This is a genomic window from Streptomyces hygroscopicus (assembly GCF_026168105.1).
Classification (GTDB): domain Bacteria; phylum Actinomycetota; class Actinomycetes; order Streptomycetales; family Streptomycetaceae; genus Streptomyces; species Streptomyces hygroscopicus_D.
In genome coordinates this window covers 76,363-90,951 of sequence record NZ_LBMW01000015.1, presented here as the reverse complement: position 1 = coordinate 90,951, position 14,589 = coordinate 76,363, and the positions used below count along the sequence as shown (strand labels likewise).

At 69.9% G+C, this 14,589-nt stretch carries 18 protein-coding genes; 11 read left to right on the top strand and 7 right to left on the bottom strand.

What is annotated here, in order from left to right; genetic code table 11:
• Window positions 1–4: 4 nt before the first annotated feature.
• The 4 genes from AAW14_RS16845 (at window position 5) to AAW14_RS16830 (ending at window position 2,561) form a co-directional block, all read left to right on the top strand.
• Complete coding sequence (locus AAW14_RS16845) at window positions 5–559, top strand: DUF1266 domain-containing protein (RefSeq protein ID WP_322741078.1); 555 nt, start codon at window positions 5–7, stop codon at window positions 557–559.
• A gap of 22 nt (window positions 560–581) precedes the next feature.
• Window positions 582–1,328, top strand: coding sequence for a DNA repair protein RecO (gene recO, locus AAW14_RS16840; RefSeq protein WP_265564656.1), 747 nt, complete (start codon window positions 582–584; stop codon window positions 1,326–1,328).
• A 32-nt stretch (window positions 1,329–1,360) separates the two neighbouring features.
• Window positions 1,361–2,194: an isoprenyl transferase gene (locus AAW14_RS16835; RefSeq protein ID WP_265564655.1), complete on the top strand. Its 834-nt coding sequence runs from the start codon at window positions 1,361–1,363 to the stop codon at window positions 2,192–2,194.
• A 139-nt stretch (window positions 2,195–2,333) separates the two neighbouring features.
• The gene (locus AAW14_RS16830) at window positions 2,334–2,561 is read left to right on the top strand and encodes a hypothetical protein (RefSeq protein ID WP_265564654.1); all 228 of its coding nucleotides are present in this window, start codon (window positions 2,334–2,336) and stop codon (window positions 2,559–2,561) included.
• A gap of 4 nt (window positions 2,562–2,565) precedes the next feature.
• Here the strand turns inward: AAW14_RS16830 and AAW14_RS16825 are convergent, their stop codons facing one another.
• The 4 genes from AAW14_RS16825 to AAW14_RS16810 form a co-directional block, all read right to left on the bottom strand.
• A complete protein-coding gene (locus tag AAW14_RS16825; protein WP_265564653.1) occupies window positions 2,566–2,988 on the bottom strand; it encodes a Fur family transcriptional regulator in 423 nt (140 codons plus the stop codon).
• Window positions 2,989–3,120: 132 nt separating this feature from the next.
• Window positions 3,121–4,023, bottom strand: a complete 903-nt coding sequence (locus AAW14_RS16820) for a metal ABC transporter permease (RefSeq protein ID WP_265564652.1) — start codon at window positions 4,021–4,023, stop codon at window positions 3,121–3,123.
• On the bottom strand, window positions 4,023–4,790 hold the full coding sequence (locus AAW14_RS16815; RefSeq protein WP_265564651.1) for a metal ABC transporter ATP-binding protein: 768 nt from the start codon (window positions 4,788–4,790) through the stop codon (window positions 4,023–4,025). Before AAW14_RS16815 ends, AAW14_RS16820 begins: the two co-directional genes overlap by 1 nt.
• Window positions 4,791–4,807: 17 nt before the next feature.
• Window positions 4,808–5,761, bottom strand: a complete 954-nt coding sequence (locus AAW14_RS16810; RefSeq protein WP_265564650.1) for a metal ABC transporter substrate-binding protein — start codon at window positions 5,759–5,761, stop codon at window positions 4,808–4,810.
• Between the two features lie 161 nt (window positions 5,762–5,922).
• On the opposite strand from AAW14_RS16810, the gene AAW14_RS16805 reads away from it, so the two are divergent.
• From AAW14_RS16805 to AAW14_RS16795, 3 genes are all read left to right on the top strand, one after another.
• The gene (locus AAW14_RS16805; RefSeq protein WP_265564649.1) at window positions 5,923–7,305 is read left to right on the top strand and encodes a glycine--tRNA ligase; all 1,383 of its coding nucleotides are present in this window, start codon (window positions 5,923–5,925) and stop codon (window positions 7,303–7,305) included.
• A 188-nt stretch (window positions 7,306–7,493) separates the two neighbouring features.
• Complete coding sequence (locus AAW14_RS16800) at window positions 7,494–8,498, top strand: aldo/keto reductase (RefSeq protein ID WP_265564648.1); 1,005 nt, start codon at window positions 7,494–7,496, stop codon at window positions 8,496–8,498.
• Window positions 8,499–8,524: 26 nt separating this feature from the next.
• On the top strand, window positions 8,525–9,130 hold the full coding sequence (locus AAW14_RS16795) for a TetR family transcriptional regulator (RefSeq protein ID WP_265564647.1): 606 nt from the start codon (window positions 8,525–8,527) through the stop codon (window positions 9,128–9,130).
• Window positions 9,131–9,187: 57 nt separating this feature from the next.
• On the opposite strand, the gene AAW14_RS16790 is transcribed toward AAW14_RS16795, so the two are convergent.
• The gene (locus AAW14_RS16790) at window positions 9,188–9,421 is read right to left on the bottom strand and encodes a hypothetical protein (RefSeq protein ID WP_265564721.1); all 234 of its coding nucleotides are present in this window, start codon (window positions 9,419–9,421) and stop codon (window positions 9,188–9,190) included.
• Between the two features lie 41 nt (window positions 9,422–9,462).
• The gene (locus tag AAW14_RS16785) at window positions 9,463–9,669 is read right to left on the bottom strand and encodes a hypothetical protein (protein WP_265564646.1); all 207 of its coding nucleotides are present in this window, start codon (window positions 9,667–9,669) and stop codon (window positions 9,463–9,465) included.
• Window positions 9,670–10,007: 338 nt separating this feature from the next.
• Here AAW14_RS16785 and AAW14_RS16780 point away from each other — a divergent pair, with 338 nt between their 5' ends.
• From AAW14_RS16780 to AAW14_RS16765, 4 genes are all read left to right on the top strand, one after another.
• On the top strand, window positions 10,008–10,751 hold the full coding sequence (locus AAW14_RS16780; RefSeq protein ID WP_265564645.1) for a chitinase: 744 nt from the start codon (window positions 10,008–10,010) through the stop codon (window positions 10,749–10,751).
• Between the two features lie 45 nt (window positions 10,752–10,796).
• Window positions 10,797–11,594, top strand: coding sequence for a thaumatin family protein (locus AAW14_RS16775; protein WP_265564644.1), 798 nt, complete (start codon window positions 10,797–10,799; stop codon window positions 11,592–11,594).
• 17 nt (window positions 11,595–11,611) lie between these two features.
• Window positions 11,612–12,451, top strand: coding sequence for a glycoside hydrolase family protein (locus tag AAW14_RS16770; RefSeq protein ID WP_265564643.1), 840 nt, complete (start codon window positions 11,612–11,614; stop codon window positions 12,449–12,451).
• A 90-nt stretch (window positions 12,452–12,541) separates the two neighbouring features.
• On the top strand, window positions 12,542–12,994 hold the full coding sequence (locus AAW14_RS16765; RefSeq protein ID WP_265564642.1) for a septal ring lytic transglycosylase RlpA family protein: 453 nt from the start codon (window positions 12,542–12,544) through the stop codon (window positions 12,992–12,994).
• 116 nt (window positions 12,995–13,110) lie between these two features.
• Here the strand turns inward: AAW14_RS16765 and AAW14_RS16760 are convergent, their stop codons facing one another.
• Entirely contained in the window at window positions 13,111–14,538 is a 1,428-nt protein-coding gene (locus tag AAW14_RS16760) for an MFS transporter (RefSeq protein WP_265564641.1), read from the bottom strand.
• Between the last annotated feature and the right edge of the window lie 51 nt (window positions 14,539–14,589).

Below are 14,589 nucleotides of genomic sequence, written 5' to 3'. Positions count from 1 at the left end.
CACGATGCACCAGCTGTGGATGGTGTCGCTGAGCGCGCCGGTCAGCCGGGACCGGAGCGCCTCACGGACCACCCTGTACCCGTTCACGCGGATCGACGACGAGGGAGCCCGGCGGTGGCTGGCCGACCAGTGGGAGATCGTCTCACGTGACAAGCTGGTCGGCCGGCTCGACGGGCTGGCGCGGACCGGCTACCGGGTGCGGGCCCACCAGGTTCTCGGCGTCTCGCCGCTGGCCTGGGACGCCGCCCTGTACGTCGACATCGTCCGCCGAGGCTTCGGCTGCGGGATGATCACCGAGGCCGAGGCCTGGACCGCGCTGAAGAACATAGTGCCGACGGTCGCGGGCATGTACGCCTCCTGGCGGGAGTACGCCGATCACTACCTTCTGGGGCGCAAGGTCTGGCGGGACGGACTGCGGGGAATCCCGGACGCGGACCTCCCTGCCCCGCAGGCCGTGGCCGACGCCCATCTGCGCTCCCTGCTCGACCCGGCGAACCGGGCCAGTCCCTGGAACCTGGCACCCTGGGACTCCATTCACCACCCCGACCACGCGCGCTGACCCCGTACGCGAGAATGAGCCCATGAGTCTGTTCCGCGACGACGGCATCGTGCTGCGCACCCAGAAGCTGGGTGAGGCGGACCGGATCATCACGCTGCTCACGCGCGGTCACGGACGGGTACGCGCCGTGGCCCGCGGTGTGCGGCGGACCAAGTCGAAGTTCGGGGCCCGGCTGGAGCCCTTCTCCCATGTGGACGTGCAGTTCTTCGCGCGCGGGAGCGAGCTGGTGGGGCGTGGGCTGCCCTTGTGCACGCAGAGCGAGACCATAGCGCCGTACGGCGGCGGCATCGTGACCGATTACGCGCGCTACACCGCCGGGACGGCCATGCTGGAGACCGCCGAGCGGTTCACCGACCATGAGGGCGAGCCGGCGGTCCAGCAGTATCTGCTGCTCGTCGGCGGGCTGCGCACCCTGGCCCGGGGCGAGCACGCGCCGCACCTCGTGCTGGACGCGTTCCTGCTGCGTTCCCTTGCCGTCAACGGCTACGCGCCCAGCTTCAGCGCCTGTGCGAAGTGCGGCATGCCCGGTCCGAACCGGTTCTTCTCGGTGGCGTCCGGCGGAGCCGTCTGCGCCGACTGCCGGGTGCCCGGCAGCGTCGTACCCTCGCCGGGGGCCCTCGAACTGCTCGGCGCGCTGTTGACGGGAGACTGGGAGACCGCGGACGCATGCGAGCCCAGGTACGTCCGGGAGGGCAGCGGGCTGGTGTCGGCGTATCTGCACTGGCACCTGGAGCGCGGACTGCGCTCGCTCCGATACGTGGAACAGTAGAGCGACAGCAGCTCGAGGGAGATGAGAAGCACATGGTCGTACGCGGGATCCTGGGGCGCCAGCGCCGCGAGTACAGGACGCCGGAGCCGCACCCGTCCGGGGCCCGCCCGCCCAAGCTCCCCGGCGAGCTGATTCCCGGCCACGTCGCGATCGTCATGGACGGGAACGGCCGGTGGGCCAAGGAGCGCGGGCTGCCGCGCACCGAGGGGCACAAGGTCGGCGCCGAGCGTGTGCTGGACGTACTGCAGGGCGCGATCGAGATGGGCGTCCACACCATCTCCCTCTACGCCTTCTCCACCGAGAACTGGAAGCGCTCGCCGGACGAGGTGCGCTTCCTGATGAACTTCAACCGTGACTTCATCCGCAAGACCCGCGACCAGCTCGACGAACTGGGGATCCGGGTGCGCTGGGTGGGCCGTATGCCCAAGCTGTGGAAGTCGGTGGCCAAGGAACTCCAGATCGCCCAGGAGCAGACAAAGGGCAACGATTTGCTGACGCTGTACTTCTGCATGAACTACGGCGGCCGCGCCGAGATCGCGGACGCGGCGCAGGCCCTGGCGGAGGACGTGAAGGCGGGTCGGCTCGACCCGTCGAAGGTCACGGAGAAGACCCTCGCGAAGTACCTCTACTACCCGGACATGCCGGACGTGGACATGTTCCTGCGGCCGAGCGGCGAGCAGCGCACCTCCAACTACCTGATCTGGCAGAGCGCTTACGCCGAGATGGTCTTCCAGGACGTACTGTGGCCCGACTTCGACCGCCGTGACCTGTGGCGTGCCTGCGTGGAGTTCGCCTCTCGCGACCGCCGCTTCGGCGGCGCCATCCCGAACGAGGAACTCCTGGCCATGGAGGGCAGGCAGGAATAACCGGCGCGTCCGCCACGCCTTGCCGTTACGATCACGGCTCGTCACCGAAGATCAGCCGGGGAGGGGCCGTGACGGAACAGCGGGGTACGGAGTCAGGGGCGCCGGCTGTTCCGGTGCGCGCAGCGGCAGGGCAACTTCCGTGCCTGGTGGCGGACTCGGGTTCGACCGTGACCACGGACACAACAGCTCGGTCGACATCAAATGGACCGTGCAGCCGCGCCACCGGGAGACCCCGGAGCCGTTCGTCCTGCTGAGCGGGGACAAGAAAGCGACCGGCCTGACGGTTCTGCCCAAGCGCGGCGCCGACCACCCCGGTGATGTGGACAGGCTCCGGGCGGTGCTCGACCGGAACCCGACGCGCGTCTGACGGCTCACGCCCCGGCAGCGGCCTGCGCGCACTCCGCGCACGTGCCGAAGATCTCCACCGTGTGGGCGACGTTGACGTAGCCGTGCTCCGCGGCGATCGCCTCGGCCCACTTCTCCACCGCCGGGCCCTCGACCTCCACCGCCTTGCCGCAGACGCGGCAGACCAGGTGGTGGTGGTGCTCGCCCGTCGAGCAACGGCGGTACACCGACTCGCCGTCGGAGGTGCGCAGGACGTCGACCTCGCCCGCGTCGGCGAGGGACTGCAGCGTGCGGTAGACCGTCGTCAGGCCCACCGAGTCGCCCTTGTGCTTGAGCATGTCGTGGAGCTCCTGCGCGCTGCGGAACTCGTCGACCTCGTCGAGCGCCGCTGCCACGGCGGCACGCTGGCGGGTGGATCGTCCCCGTACGGGCGGGCCGGCGGTTGTCACCGTTGCCTCCTTCGATGGCTCGTTCGCCTACGGGGCGCTTTGAGCCGGTGTCGAGGGCGCGCCCCTCCGACTCTCTCGCGGCTCACGTCTGCGCCTTGCGGGGCCATTGTGCCAGCCCGGGCCGGTACCCGGTCAGACTCCGACCTCGTCGGTCGCGTCCCGCGTGGCCGGAATTGTGCACTCCACCGGCTCCCCGGTGCCCAGCGCCTCGTCCCGTGCCCGCGCCCGCCGCCGGGCCAGCGGAGTTGCCAGCGCGGTCAGGGCGATGAACGCGGCGATCGTCAGCAGCACGATCGTCGCGCCGGGCGGGACGTCCTGGTAGTACGAGGTGATCGTGCCGCCGGTGGTCACGATCACGCCGATGGCGACCGCGATCGCGAAGGTCGCCGCGAAGCTGCGGCCGAGCTGCTGCGCCGCCGCCACCGGGACCACCATCAGGGCGGAGACCAGAAGCAGACCGACCACTCGCATCGCGACCGTCACCGTCACCGCCGCGGTGACCGCCGTCAGCAGGTTCAGCGCGCGGACCGGCAGGCCGGTCACCCGCGCGAACTCCTCGTCCTGGCTGACCGCGAAGAGCTGGCGGCGCAGACCGAGGGTGACCAGGACGACGAAGGCCGCCAGCAGGCAGATCGCCACGACGTCCGACGGAGAGACCGTCGACAGCGACCCGAACAGGTACGAGGTCAGGTTCGCGTTGGAGCCGCCCGGCGCGAGATTGATGAACATCACGCCGCCGGCCATACCGCCGTAGAAGAGCATCGCGAGCGCGATGTCGCCGCGCGTCCTGCCGTACCAGCGGATCAGCTCCATCAGGACCGAGCCGAGCACGGAGACGGCCGTCGCCATCCACACCGGTGAGGTCGACAGCAGGAAGCCCAGTCCGACGCCCGTCATCGCCACATGGCCGATGCCGTCGCCCATCAGGGCCTGGCGGCGCTGTACGAGGTAGATGCCGACGGCCGGCGCGGTGATGCCGACCAGGACGGCGGCGAGCAGGGCCCGCTGCATGAAGGCGAAGTTCAGGAAGTCCATCAGCTCAGCAGTCCCGTACGGCTCGGTTCGGTGCCCGCCGTCGCGTGCGGGTGTACGTGGTCGTGGCCGGGCAGGGCATGTTGTCCCACGGCCTTCGGGGGTGGTCCGTCGTGCAGGACGCAGCCGTCGCGCAGGACGACCGCCCGGTCGATCAGCGGCTCCAGGGGGCCCAGTTCGTGCAGCACGAGCAGCACGGTCGCACCGGACGCCACCTGCTCCCGCAGGGTCCGCGCGAGCACCTCCTGGCTCGCCAGGTCGACGCCCGCCATCGGCTCGTCCATGATCAGCAGTTCGGGCTCGGAGGCGAGGGCGCGGGCGATCAGCACACGCTGGTGCTGGCCGCCGGAGAGCGCGCCCACGGAGTCCTTCGCCCGGTCCGCCATGCCGACGAGGTCCAGCGCCCGCCGTACGGCCTGGTGGTCCGCGGTGCGCAGGATGCCGAAGCGGGCCCGGGAGAGCCGGCCGGAGGAGACCACCTCGGTCACCGTGGCGGGCACGCCGCCCGCGGCCGTCGTGCGCTGCGGCACGTATCCGATGCGCCGCCAGTCGCGGAAGCGGCGCAGCGCGGTGCCGAACAGCTCGATCTCACCGGTGCCGACCGGTACCTGGCCGATGACGCTGCGCACGGCGGTCGACTTGCCCGAGCCGTTCGCGCCCAGCAGCGCGACGACCTCGCCACGGTGCACGGTGAGGTCGATGCCGCGCAGGACGGGGCGCGAGCCCAGGTCGGCGCGGACACCGCGCATGCGTATGACGGGCTCGCCCATGGCGTCCTCCGTAGCGATCACTTGGTTTCCAGGGCCGTCTGCAGCGCCTTCAGGTTGGAATCCATCACCTGGAAGTAGTCGCTGCCGCGGGACTTGGCGGTGATGCCCTCGATCGGGTCGAGGACGTCGGTCTTCAGGTTCGCGTCCTGGGCGACGGTCTTCGCGGTCTTGTCGCTGACGAGCGTCTCGTAGAACACCGTCGTGACGCCGTCGGCCTTGGCCATCCTCTCGAGGTCCCGCACCCGCGCCGCACTGGGCTCGGACTCCGGGTCCAGGCCGTTGATCGCCTCCTCGGTGAGGCCGTAGCGCTCGGCGAGGTAGCCGAAGGCGGCGTGCGTGGTGACGAAGACCTTGCCCTTGGTGTTCTTGAGGCCTTGCGCGTACCGGGTGTTGAGCGCGTCGAGCTTCTTGACCAGCGCGTCGGTGTTCGCCCGGTAGGCGTCCGCGTGCTTGGGGTCGCCCTTCTCGAAGGCCTGGCCGACGCCCTTGGCGACCTCGGCGTACCTCACCGGGTCCAGCCAGATGTGGGGGTCCTTGCCGGACTCACCCTTCTGCGTGTCGTGGGCGGCCGCGTGCCCGCCGACCTCGTTGCCGTGGGCCTCCAGGGAGGTCAGGGAGGAGGCGTCGATCTTCGTCCTGATCTCGGACTGGGCCACCGCGTCGTCGACGGAGGGCTGGAGGTTCCTGAGGTAGAGCACCGCGTCGGACTCCTGGAGCTGTGCGGTCTGCTTGGCACTGATCTCCAGGTCGTGCGGTTCCTGGCCGGGCTGGGTGAGACTGGTGACGTGGACGTACTTCCCGCCGATCTGCTCGGCGAGGAAGGCCATCGGATAGAAGGACGCGACCACCTCGTACTTTCCGGTGTGGCCGGAAGCGGCGCCGGAGGAGGAGCAGGCGGAGAGGGCCCCGATGCCAAGGGCGCCGGCCGCTGCCACCGCGGTCCCGGATATGAGGCGTCGTCGTGCGTTCATGACAGTCATTTTCAACAAACATGGAAACCGTTGTCAACAAGCCCGGGTGAGAGGCTCTGGGCGGCACCGATTTGATTGAGGGGGAGCCCCCGCCGGTACCCTGAAGCATTCGCTCTGAAGCATCTCGCTTCGTCGCCCGTCGTCGTAATGAAGAGAGCACCGTGGCCGCCGACAAGATCGACACCATCGTCAGCCTGAGCAAGCGCCGTGGCTTCGTATTCCCGTGCAGCGAGATCTACGGCGGCCAGCGCGCCGCCTGGGACTACGGACCGCTGGGTGTCGAGCTCAAGGAGAACATCAAGCGCCAGTGGTGGCGCTACATGGTGACGTCGCGCGAGGACGTCGTGGGTATCGACTCGTCGGTGATCCTGGCGACCGAGGTCTGGGTGGCCTCCGGTCACGTCGCCACCTTCACCGACCCGCTCACCGAGTGCACCTCCTGTCACAAGCGTTTCCGCGCCGACCACCTGGAAGAGGCGTACGAGGCCAAGCACGGCCGTCTCCCGGAGAACGGCCTTGCGGACATCAACTGCCCCAACTGCGGCAACAAGGGCCAGTTCACCGAGCCCAAGCAGTTCTCGGGTCTGCTCTCCACCCACCTCGGCCCGACACAGGACAGCGGCTCGATCGCGTATCTGCGCCCCGAGACCGCGCAGGGCATCTTCACCAACTTCGCCCAGGTCCAGCAGACCTCGCGCCGCAAGCCGCCGTTCGGCATCGCGCAGATGGGCAAGTCGTTCCGCAACGAGATCACGCCGGGCAACTTCATCTTCCGCACCCGTGAGTTCGAGCAGATGGAGATGGAGTTCTTCGTCAAGCCGGGCGAGGACGAGAAGTGGCACGAGTACTGGATGCAGGAGCGCTGGAACTGGTACACGGGCCTCGGCCTGCGTGAAGAGAACATGCGCTGGTACGACCACCCCAAGGAGAAGCTCTCCCACTACTCCAAGCGCACGGCCGACATCGAGTACCGCTTCCAGTTCGGCGGCTCGGAGTGGGGCGAGCTGGAGGGTGTCGCCAACCGCACGGACTACGACCTGTCCGCGCACTCCAAGGCCTCCGGCCAGGACCTCTCCTACTTCGACCAGGAGGCGGGCGAACGCTGGACGCCGTACGTCATCGAGCCGGCGGCGGGCGTGGGCCGCACCATGCTGGCCTTCCTCCTGGACGCCTATGTCGAGGACGAGGCGCCGAACGCCAAGGGCAAGATGGAGAAGCGGACGGTGCTGCGCCTGGACCACCGTCTGGCTCCCGTGAAGGTCGCGGTCCTGCCGCTGTCCCGCAACCCGGAGCTGTCCCCGAAGGCCAAGGGTCTCGCCCAGGCGCTGCGCCGGAACTGGAACATCGAGTTCGACGATGCGGGTGCCATCGGCCGCCGCTACCGCCGCCAGGACGAGATCGGTACGCCGTACTGCGTGACGGTCGACTTCGACACGCTGGACGACAACGCGGTGACGGTGCGTGAGCGTGACTCGATGAAGCAGGAGCGGGTGTCCCTCGACCAGATCGAGGGTTACCTCGCGGGCCGCCTCGTCGGCTGCTAGTCGCACCGAGCGCCTGGGAACGCCGGGCGCGCTGGAGCAATCCGGCGCGCCCGGCGTTCGTCGTTCCCGGGCGGCGTGGGGCGGATGACGGTCGACGGATGACAACTGACAGCTGACAGATATTGAATTCTGTCAGCTGTCATGTCAGGGTGGAGTACGCCACCGATACGGACATTAGAGGAGCCCTCATGCGAACCCGCACCCTCGGCACCACCGGCCCCCGCGTCTCCGCCCTCGGCCTCGGCTGCATGGGCATGTCCGCCCTGTACGGCGAGGCGGACCGGGCCGAATCGATCGCCACCATCCACGCCGCCCTCGAGGCGGGCGTGACCCTGCTCGACACCGGCGACTTCTACGCCATGGGCCACAACGAGATGCTGATCGGCGAGGCCCTGCGCGCCGCCCCCGCCGCCCGTCGCGAACAGGCGCTCGTCAGCGTCAAGTTCGGCGCCCTGCGCGACCCGGAGGGCAACTGGAGCGGCTACGACGGGCGGCCCGCTGCGGTGAAGAACTTCGCCGCCTACTCGCTCCAGCGTCTCGGCGTCGACCACATCGACGTCTACCGGATCGCGCGGGTCGACCCCGGCGTCCCGATCGAGGAGACCGTCGGCGCGATCGCCGAGCTGGTCGAGAAGGGGTATGTGAGGCACATCGGCCTGAGCGAGGTCGGTGCCGACACCATCCGCCGGGCCGCCGCCACCGCCCCGATCACCGACCTGCAGATCGAATACTCGCTGATCTCGCGCGGCATCGAGGACCGCATCCTGCCCACCACCCGTGAGCTGGGGATCGGCATCACGGCGTACGGAGTGCTGTCCCGCGGCCTGATCTCCGGCCACTTCACCCGCGACCGGCAGCTCGCCGCGAACGACTTCCGTGCCCACTCGCCCCGCTTCCAGGGCGAGAACCTCGACCACAACCTCGGGCTGGTGGAGGCGCTGCGGAAGATCGCCGAGCAGAAGGGTGTCAGCGTCGCGCAGCTCGCGATCGCCTGGGTGCTCTCGCGCGGCGAGGACATCGTGCCGCTGATCGGCGCCCGCAGCCGGGAACGGCTCACGGAGGCGCTCGGCGCGCTGGACGTGACGGTCGACGAGGCGGACCTGGCGGCGATCGAGGCGGCCGTACCGGCGGACGCGGCGGCCGGTGACCGCTACCCGCAGGCGCAGATGACCCACCTCGACAGCGAGCGCTGACCGGGAGGCCGGGTACGGTCTAGGTCATGTCACCGACCACCGAGACGCTGACCGCCGAGCGCATCCTCGAGGCGACCGAGGAGGTGCTGCGCCGCCACGGCCCGGCCAAGGCCACCGTGGTCGACGTGGCCCGCGCGCTCGGCGTCAGCCATGGCAGCGTGTACCGCCACTTCCGTACGAAGGCGGCGCTGCGGGAGGCGGTCACCCAGCGATGGCTGGACCGCACGGCCGCGGCGCTGGCCGGGTTCGTCACCGAGGAGCGGGACCCCGAGGCGCGGCTGCGGGACTGGCTGCGCGGGCTGTTCGACGCCAAGCGGCACAAGGCGTGCGACGACCCCGAACTGTTCGCCACGTTCAGCGTGCTGACCGGTGAGAACAGCGGGGTGGTGGACCAGCACATCGCGGAGCTCACCGCCCAGCTCGCCGAGATCGTCCGGGACGGTGTCGCACGCGGCGCGTTCACGGCGGGCTCCGACCCGGCGGTCACGGCCCGCGCGATCTTCCAGGCGACGGGGCGCTTCCACGACCCGGCGTACGCGGGGGAGTGGCGGCGGCCGGGGGTGGAGGAGGAGTTCGCGGCCGTGGTGGATCTGCTGATGCGCGGGCTGCGGGCGGCCGACGGCGGCGCCTAGGCGCGTTCTAACGGTCCGCCCGCAAGTCGGAGCCCACCAGTACCGAGGCTGAATCCCTTACGCATAGCAGCCGTTGACGGTCGCCGCGAGCTCGTCCATGGCGTCCTTGATGGCGTTCGGGTCGGCCGTGGCGCCGTTCTCGACGAAGGAGAAGATCCACGCCTCGGGATCCCGGTCGCCGGTCAGGACGGACGAACGCCGCTCCCAGGCACTGCGGCAACCGCCACAAGGTGCGGACGCTGCGCGCCCGCCGATCCGAGGAAGGGTGACCTCGATGCCCGCGGGGCTCACGGGGGACGTCGGCTGCGGTGAGGCGCGTGGCCCCTCCCGCCTCAGCCGTCCGTCGGATCCACCGTCGCCTGATGCGCCTCGGCCAGGTGCTCCTCGGCCTTCAGCCAGGGCAGGAACTGCGCTCCTTTGCGCCAGCCGCAGGTGTCACATGTGATCGTGCGCTGCACTCCCGTGCGTTCCACCCGCACCACATGCTCCCGCCCGTGCCCGTCCCAGCGGCTGACCCTGCTCGTGTCGATCTGCGGCATGACGCCTCCCGGGTCCACGTCCGGCAACAACCCGCACGCGCAGCAAGAAGCGTGCAGCAGTACCAACATCAACAGGTGAACATCCATGGCGAGTTCGCCAAACCGTAGCCCTTTCGCAGGTTGTCCGAATGCGCACGACGGCTGGTGCAGACAATTGACATGTGCGCTCACGTCGGTGTGATGTTTGACCGTCGGCCGTTGTGAGCGCTCTCAGCAAGTTCGCCGGGTGCTTCAGGGCCCACCTGCCCCTCTCACTGATTGTCGTGCACTCAACAAGTCTGACGACGTCGCCACCAGCCGACATCTGATGCTGCGTCAATGCCACGGAAGGGTTTGCCATGTCCTTACGGCATGTCCTCGCGACTGCTGCTGCCGCCGCTGCCGCTCTCTCGGCGGTCGTCCTGCCCGCCTCGGCCGCCGCCACCGCGCCCTCAGTCGCGGCGCCGACGCGGGCCGCCGCGACCGACTTCGTCGTGACCCGGGCCCAGTTCCAGCAGATGTTCCCGAACAGGAACCCGTTCTATACCTATGACGCGCTGGTCAACGCCCTGAACGCCTACCCTGCCTTCGCCCACACCGGCGGGACCGGGAGCCGCAAGCAGGAGGCGGCGGCATTCCTGGCCAACGTCAGCCACGAGACCGGTGGTCTGCGCTTCATCAAGGAGCAGAACACCGCGAACTATCCGACGTACTGCGACGCGACCCAGCCCTACGGGTGCCCGGCCGGGCGGGCGGCGTACTACGGGCGCGGCCCGCTCCAGCTGAGCTGGAACTTCAACTACAAGGCCGCGGGAGACGCGTTGCGCGTGGATCTTCTGCACCAGCCGGACCTGGTGGCGACCAACGGCCAGATCTCCTGGAAGACCGCGCTGTGGTACTGGAACACCCAGTCCGGCCCCGGCTCCATGACCTCGCATCAGGCGATGGTCGGCGGCGCGGGATTCGGCGCCACGATCCGCAGCATCAACGGCGCGGTGGAGTGCGACGGCCGCAACCCCGCCGAGATGCAGGACCGGGTCAACCTCTACCTCAAGTTCGCGCAGCTCCTGGGCACCGTTCCCGGCAACAACCTGACCTGCTGAACGAGCGCTTCCCAACTGCCCGATGACGCGATCGACGGAGGAGTTGTGCGCAGAATCCTGACCATTCCGGCGGCCACGGTCGCCGCCGCCCTGGCGGCCCTGGCGCCCTGCACGGGTGCCCGGCCCCACACGATCACGGTGGCGAGCGTGGCGGCGCCCCACCACGTCGCAGCCCCCGCCGACCACACGGTCACGTTCGTCAATCACACGGGCCGGAAGGTGTGGGTCGGCAGTACCGTCAACACGGATGGCTCGAAGAACCTGAGCAAGCTGCCGACCCTGGAACCCGGGCAGTCGGCGACGGTGACGGTCCCCGAGAATGCGGCGCCCGGCCACTGGCGAGGGAAGTTCTTCGCGCGCATGGGATGCACCGGGAACCCCGGCAGTACCTTCCACTGCCCGATCGGCGACTGCGGCAAGTTCACCGATCACTGCGACCCCACGGCGACCGAACAGCCCGTCGGTCTCGCCGAGTTCAACTTCGACACCCATGACGGCCTGGCACCCTGGTACGACGTCAGCTACGTGAACGCGTTCTCGGTGCCGATCACGATCACTCCCCACGACGTGACAGGCTCCGGCAGCGGGTGCGCCACGACGGGCTGCTCGCAGAACCTGCTGCCGAAGTGCCCCGCAGCCGACCTTACTCGCTGGCCGGACGGCACGCCGATGCTGTGCACCAGTCCCAACCGGGACGCGAAGACCCCCTACAGCGACATGATCGCTGCGAACTGCCCCAAGGCGTACGGCTGGTCCCGGCAGGACCAGGAGCCGGGCAACCAGGTGATGCAGCAGTGCAGCCGGTGCAACGGCTTCACGGTCGAGTTCCACCGCGGCGCGTGAGGAGCTGGGGAGACGCCATGCAGAGGAGAGGCTTTCTGGCCGGGCTGCTCGCGCTGCCGACCGCGCTCGCCCTGGCAAGCGAGGCGCGCGCGTCGACCGGTGCAAGGGACACGACGGCCGCGGCGGTGAAGAAGAAGGGCGTCAGCGCCTGGAACTTCACAGGGGTCGGCCAGGCACTGGCCGACTCCAAGGTCGGCTGGTTCTACACCTGGTCTTCGGGAAGACAGCAGGTCAACGCCCCGGCCGGCGTCGAGTTCGTCCCCATGATCTGGGGACCGGGCTCCGTGACCGACGCCGAGCTGAACCGGGCCAGGCAGCAGGGCACCACACTGCTCGGGTTCAACGAACCCGACATGGTGGGGCAGGCGAACATGAGCGTGCAGCAGGCCCTCGACCTTTGGCCCCGGCTCCAGTCGACCGGCCTGCGGCTGGGCGCGCCCGCGGTGGCCACCGGGGCGAACGTCGCCGACGGCTGGCTCGACCGGTTCCTGCAGGGCGCCGCCGCCCGCCACTACAAGGTCGACTTCATCCCGCTGCACTGGTACGGCGCGGACTTCAACGCCGGCAACGCCACCAACCAGCTGCGGTCCTACCTCCAGGCCACCTACGACCGCCACCGCAAGCCGGTCTGGCTCACCGAGTATGCGCTGATCGACTTCTCGTCCGGCACGCCCCGGTATCCGACGCAGTCTCAACAGGCCGCGTTCGTGAGGCAGTCGACCGCGATGCTCCAGGAGCTGTCGTTCGTCGAACGCTACGCGTGGTTCACGCTCTCCACCAGCCGCGGCGACGGCACCGGCCTCTACAACGGTGCAACCGCCACCCAGGTGGGCGCCGCCTACCGCGCGGCCGGCTGAGCGACGGCCCGGCGCGCGCACCGTTCATTCCCGTCGTCCGTCCGACGGCGCACGTCATCCGTCCGACGGCATCCGAGAGAGGCAGAAGCAATGAGTCGTGCCATACCGCTCGCCCGGCCGGCAGCCGGAGTCGCAGCGCTCTGCGCGGCGCTGGTCCTGGCGCCGACGAGTTCGGCCGCGTCCGGTGGCGCGCAGCCCGGGGGCGGCGCGGCCCCGGTGGCCCCGACCTGTTGGGCGACGCACTACGGCCCCATGCCCCCCGGCGCCCTGACCGCCAGTGGCGAGGTCTTCGACAACAACAAGAACACCGCGGCGACTTCACTGACCCGCAACCCGCAGCTGCCCTTCGGCGCCCGGGTGAGGGTCACCAACGTCGCGAACGGCAGGTCCCTGGTCGTACGCATCAACGACCGGGGCACCTTCCAGCAGACCCCTCAGGAACCCAAGTGCCTGGATCTGACCGACGGAGCCTTCGGCAGGCTCGGCGGCAGCCTCGACCCCGACGCCGGCCACATAGTCGTCACCCAGCAGGTACTGAGCTGATGCCGAACGACCGTGGTCGATGGCGGGCTCACGTTCGCGATGGCCCTGCGGCCACGGACGGCCGTGGCCGCACCGGGCGGACCCCACGGGCGCGCACCGGGACCCCGCCCTCCTGGTCACCGGATCGTGCGCGGCAGCCGAAGGCTCAGCCCGAGCGTGAGCGCGACACCGGCCAACTGGACCAGGAGCGTGGTCACCAGCGCGTCGCGCATCCCCATGCCGGGCACCAGGGCCAGGAAGAGGGAGCCGAGTGTCGCCACACCCAGCGCCAGCGCCGACTGCTGGGTGGTGACCATGACCCCGCTGCCGAGGCCCGCCCGGGCCGGCGGCACCTCGGACAGGATCAGCCGCAGCACGATCGGGAGCTGAAGTGCCTGGCCCGCGCCGGCCACCGCCGCACCCGGCAGCAGCTCCAGCACGCCCAGGTGGGGCCAGGAGCGCCAGGCGGCAAGGGCCAGCAGCGTCACCCCGACCGCCTGGATCAGCCCGCCGGCGGTCACCACACGGGTACCGAAGCGGTCGACCAGCCGGGGCCCGCACAGTGAGACGGCGAAGAACGCCAACGCCATCGGCGTGAGCGCGAGACCCGCCGGGACCGGACCGAGCCCGGCGCCCCGCTGCAAGGCCACCGCGATCACGAACATGAACCCGCTGAAGCCGATCGAGAACGGCACGATCATGACCAGCCCGCGCCGCAGCGACACCAGCGAGAAGAGGCTGGGCGGTACCAGCGGCGTACGGCCGTGCCGGTCCGCCCTGCGCTCCACCGCGTAGAAGGCCCACGCCGTGAAGGGGAACGCCGCCAGGGACAGCCAGGTCCACAGCGGCCAGCCCGCCGCACGGCCCTCGGTGAGCGGCGCGAGCAGGGTCAGCAGCGCCACGGCAAGCAGGACCGTGCCGGGGCCGTCCACCGGCTCCGGGTGCTGCGAGCGGGTCTCCGGCACCGCGCGCGCGGCCAGGACCAGCCCGACGACCACGACCGGGACGTTGACGAGGAACACCGAGCGCCAGCCGGTGCCCGCGATGTCCGCGGCCACGAGCACGCCGCCGAGGATCTGACCGGCCACCATGGAGAGCCCGGCGGTCGCACCGTACAGGCCCATCGCCTTGGCGCGGCGCTGACCGCTGGTCGCCGCCTGGATGGTGGCGAGCACCTGGGGCAGCATCGCCGCGGACGCCGCGCCCTGGGCGACACGCGCCGCGACCAGCGTCCAGGCATTCGGCGCGAGCCCGCACGCCAGCGAGGTCAGCCCGAAGGCCGCCATACCCCCGAGGAAGAACTCGCGCCGGCCGAAGAGGTCGCCCAGCCGGCCGCCGAGCACGAGCAGGACGGCGTACGAGACCCCGTACCCGGCGACGACGAGTTCGAGGACGGCCTCGCCCGCGTGCAGGTCCTTGCCGATCGTCGGGAGGGCGACGTTGACGATGAAGAAGTCGATGAGAGGCAGCGCCGCGCCCAGCAGCACAGTGAACAGTCCGAGTCCGCCCAGCCGGGTTTCGGCCACCGGAGAGCGGACAGCAGGGGAAGTGAGTGTTTTGGTCACGTCTTCGAGCGTCCGCCGACTCCCAGAGTGGTACCAGAGTGTCTTTATCCT

Bases quoted from the DNA above. Each gene is read 5' to 3' on its own strand.
- AAW14_RS16780 (WP_265564645.1), top strand. From the start codon at position 10,008: ATGTCCTTACGGCATGTCCTCGCGACTGCTGCTGCCGCCGCTGCCGCT.
- AAW14_RS16770 (WP_265564643.1), top strand. From the start codon at position 11,612: ATGCAGAGGAGAGGCTTTCTGGCCGGGCTGCTCGCGCTGCCGACCGCG.
- AAW14_RS16800 (WP_265564648.1), top strand. From the start codon at position 7,494: ATGCGAACCCGCACCCTCGGCACCACCGGCCCCCGCGTCTCCGCCCTC.
- AAW14_RS16835 (WP_265564655.1), top strand. From the start codon at position 1,361: ATGGTCGTACGCGGGATCCTGGGGCGCCAGCGCCGCGAGTACAGGACG.
- AAW14_RS16795 (WP_265564647.1), top strand. From the start codon at position 8,525: ATGTCACCGACCACCGAGACGCTGACCGCCGAGCGCATCCTCGAGGCG.
- AAW14_RS16820 (WP_265564652.1), bottom strand. From the start codon at position 4,023: ATGGACTTCCTGAACTTCGCCTTCATGCAGCGGGCCCTGCTCGCCGCC.
- AAW14_RS16765 (WP_265564642.1), top strand. From the start codon at position 12,542: ATGAGTCGTGCCATACCGCTCGCCCGGCCGGCAGCCGGAGTCGCAGCG.
- AAW14_RS16845 (WP_322741078.1), top strand. From the start codon at position 5: ATGCACCAGCTGTGGATGGTGTCGCTGAGCGCGCCGGTCAGCCGGGAC.
- AAW14_RS16785 (WP_265564646.1), bottom strand. From the start codon at position 9,669: ATGCCGCAGATCGACACGAGCAGGGTCAGCCGCTGGGACGGGCACGGG.
- recO (WP_265564656.1), top strand. From the start codon at position 582: ATGAGTCTGTTCCGCGACGACGGCATCGTGCTGCGCACCCAGAAGCTG.
- AAW14_RS16810 (WP_265564650.1), bottom strand. From the start codon at position 5,761: ATGAACGCACGACGACGCCTCATATCCGGGACCGCGGTGGCAGCGGCC.
- AAW14_RS16815 (WP_265564651.1), bottom strand. From the start codon at position 4,790: ATGGGCGAGCCCGTCATACGCATGCGCGGTGTCCGCGCCGACCTGGGC.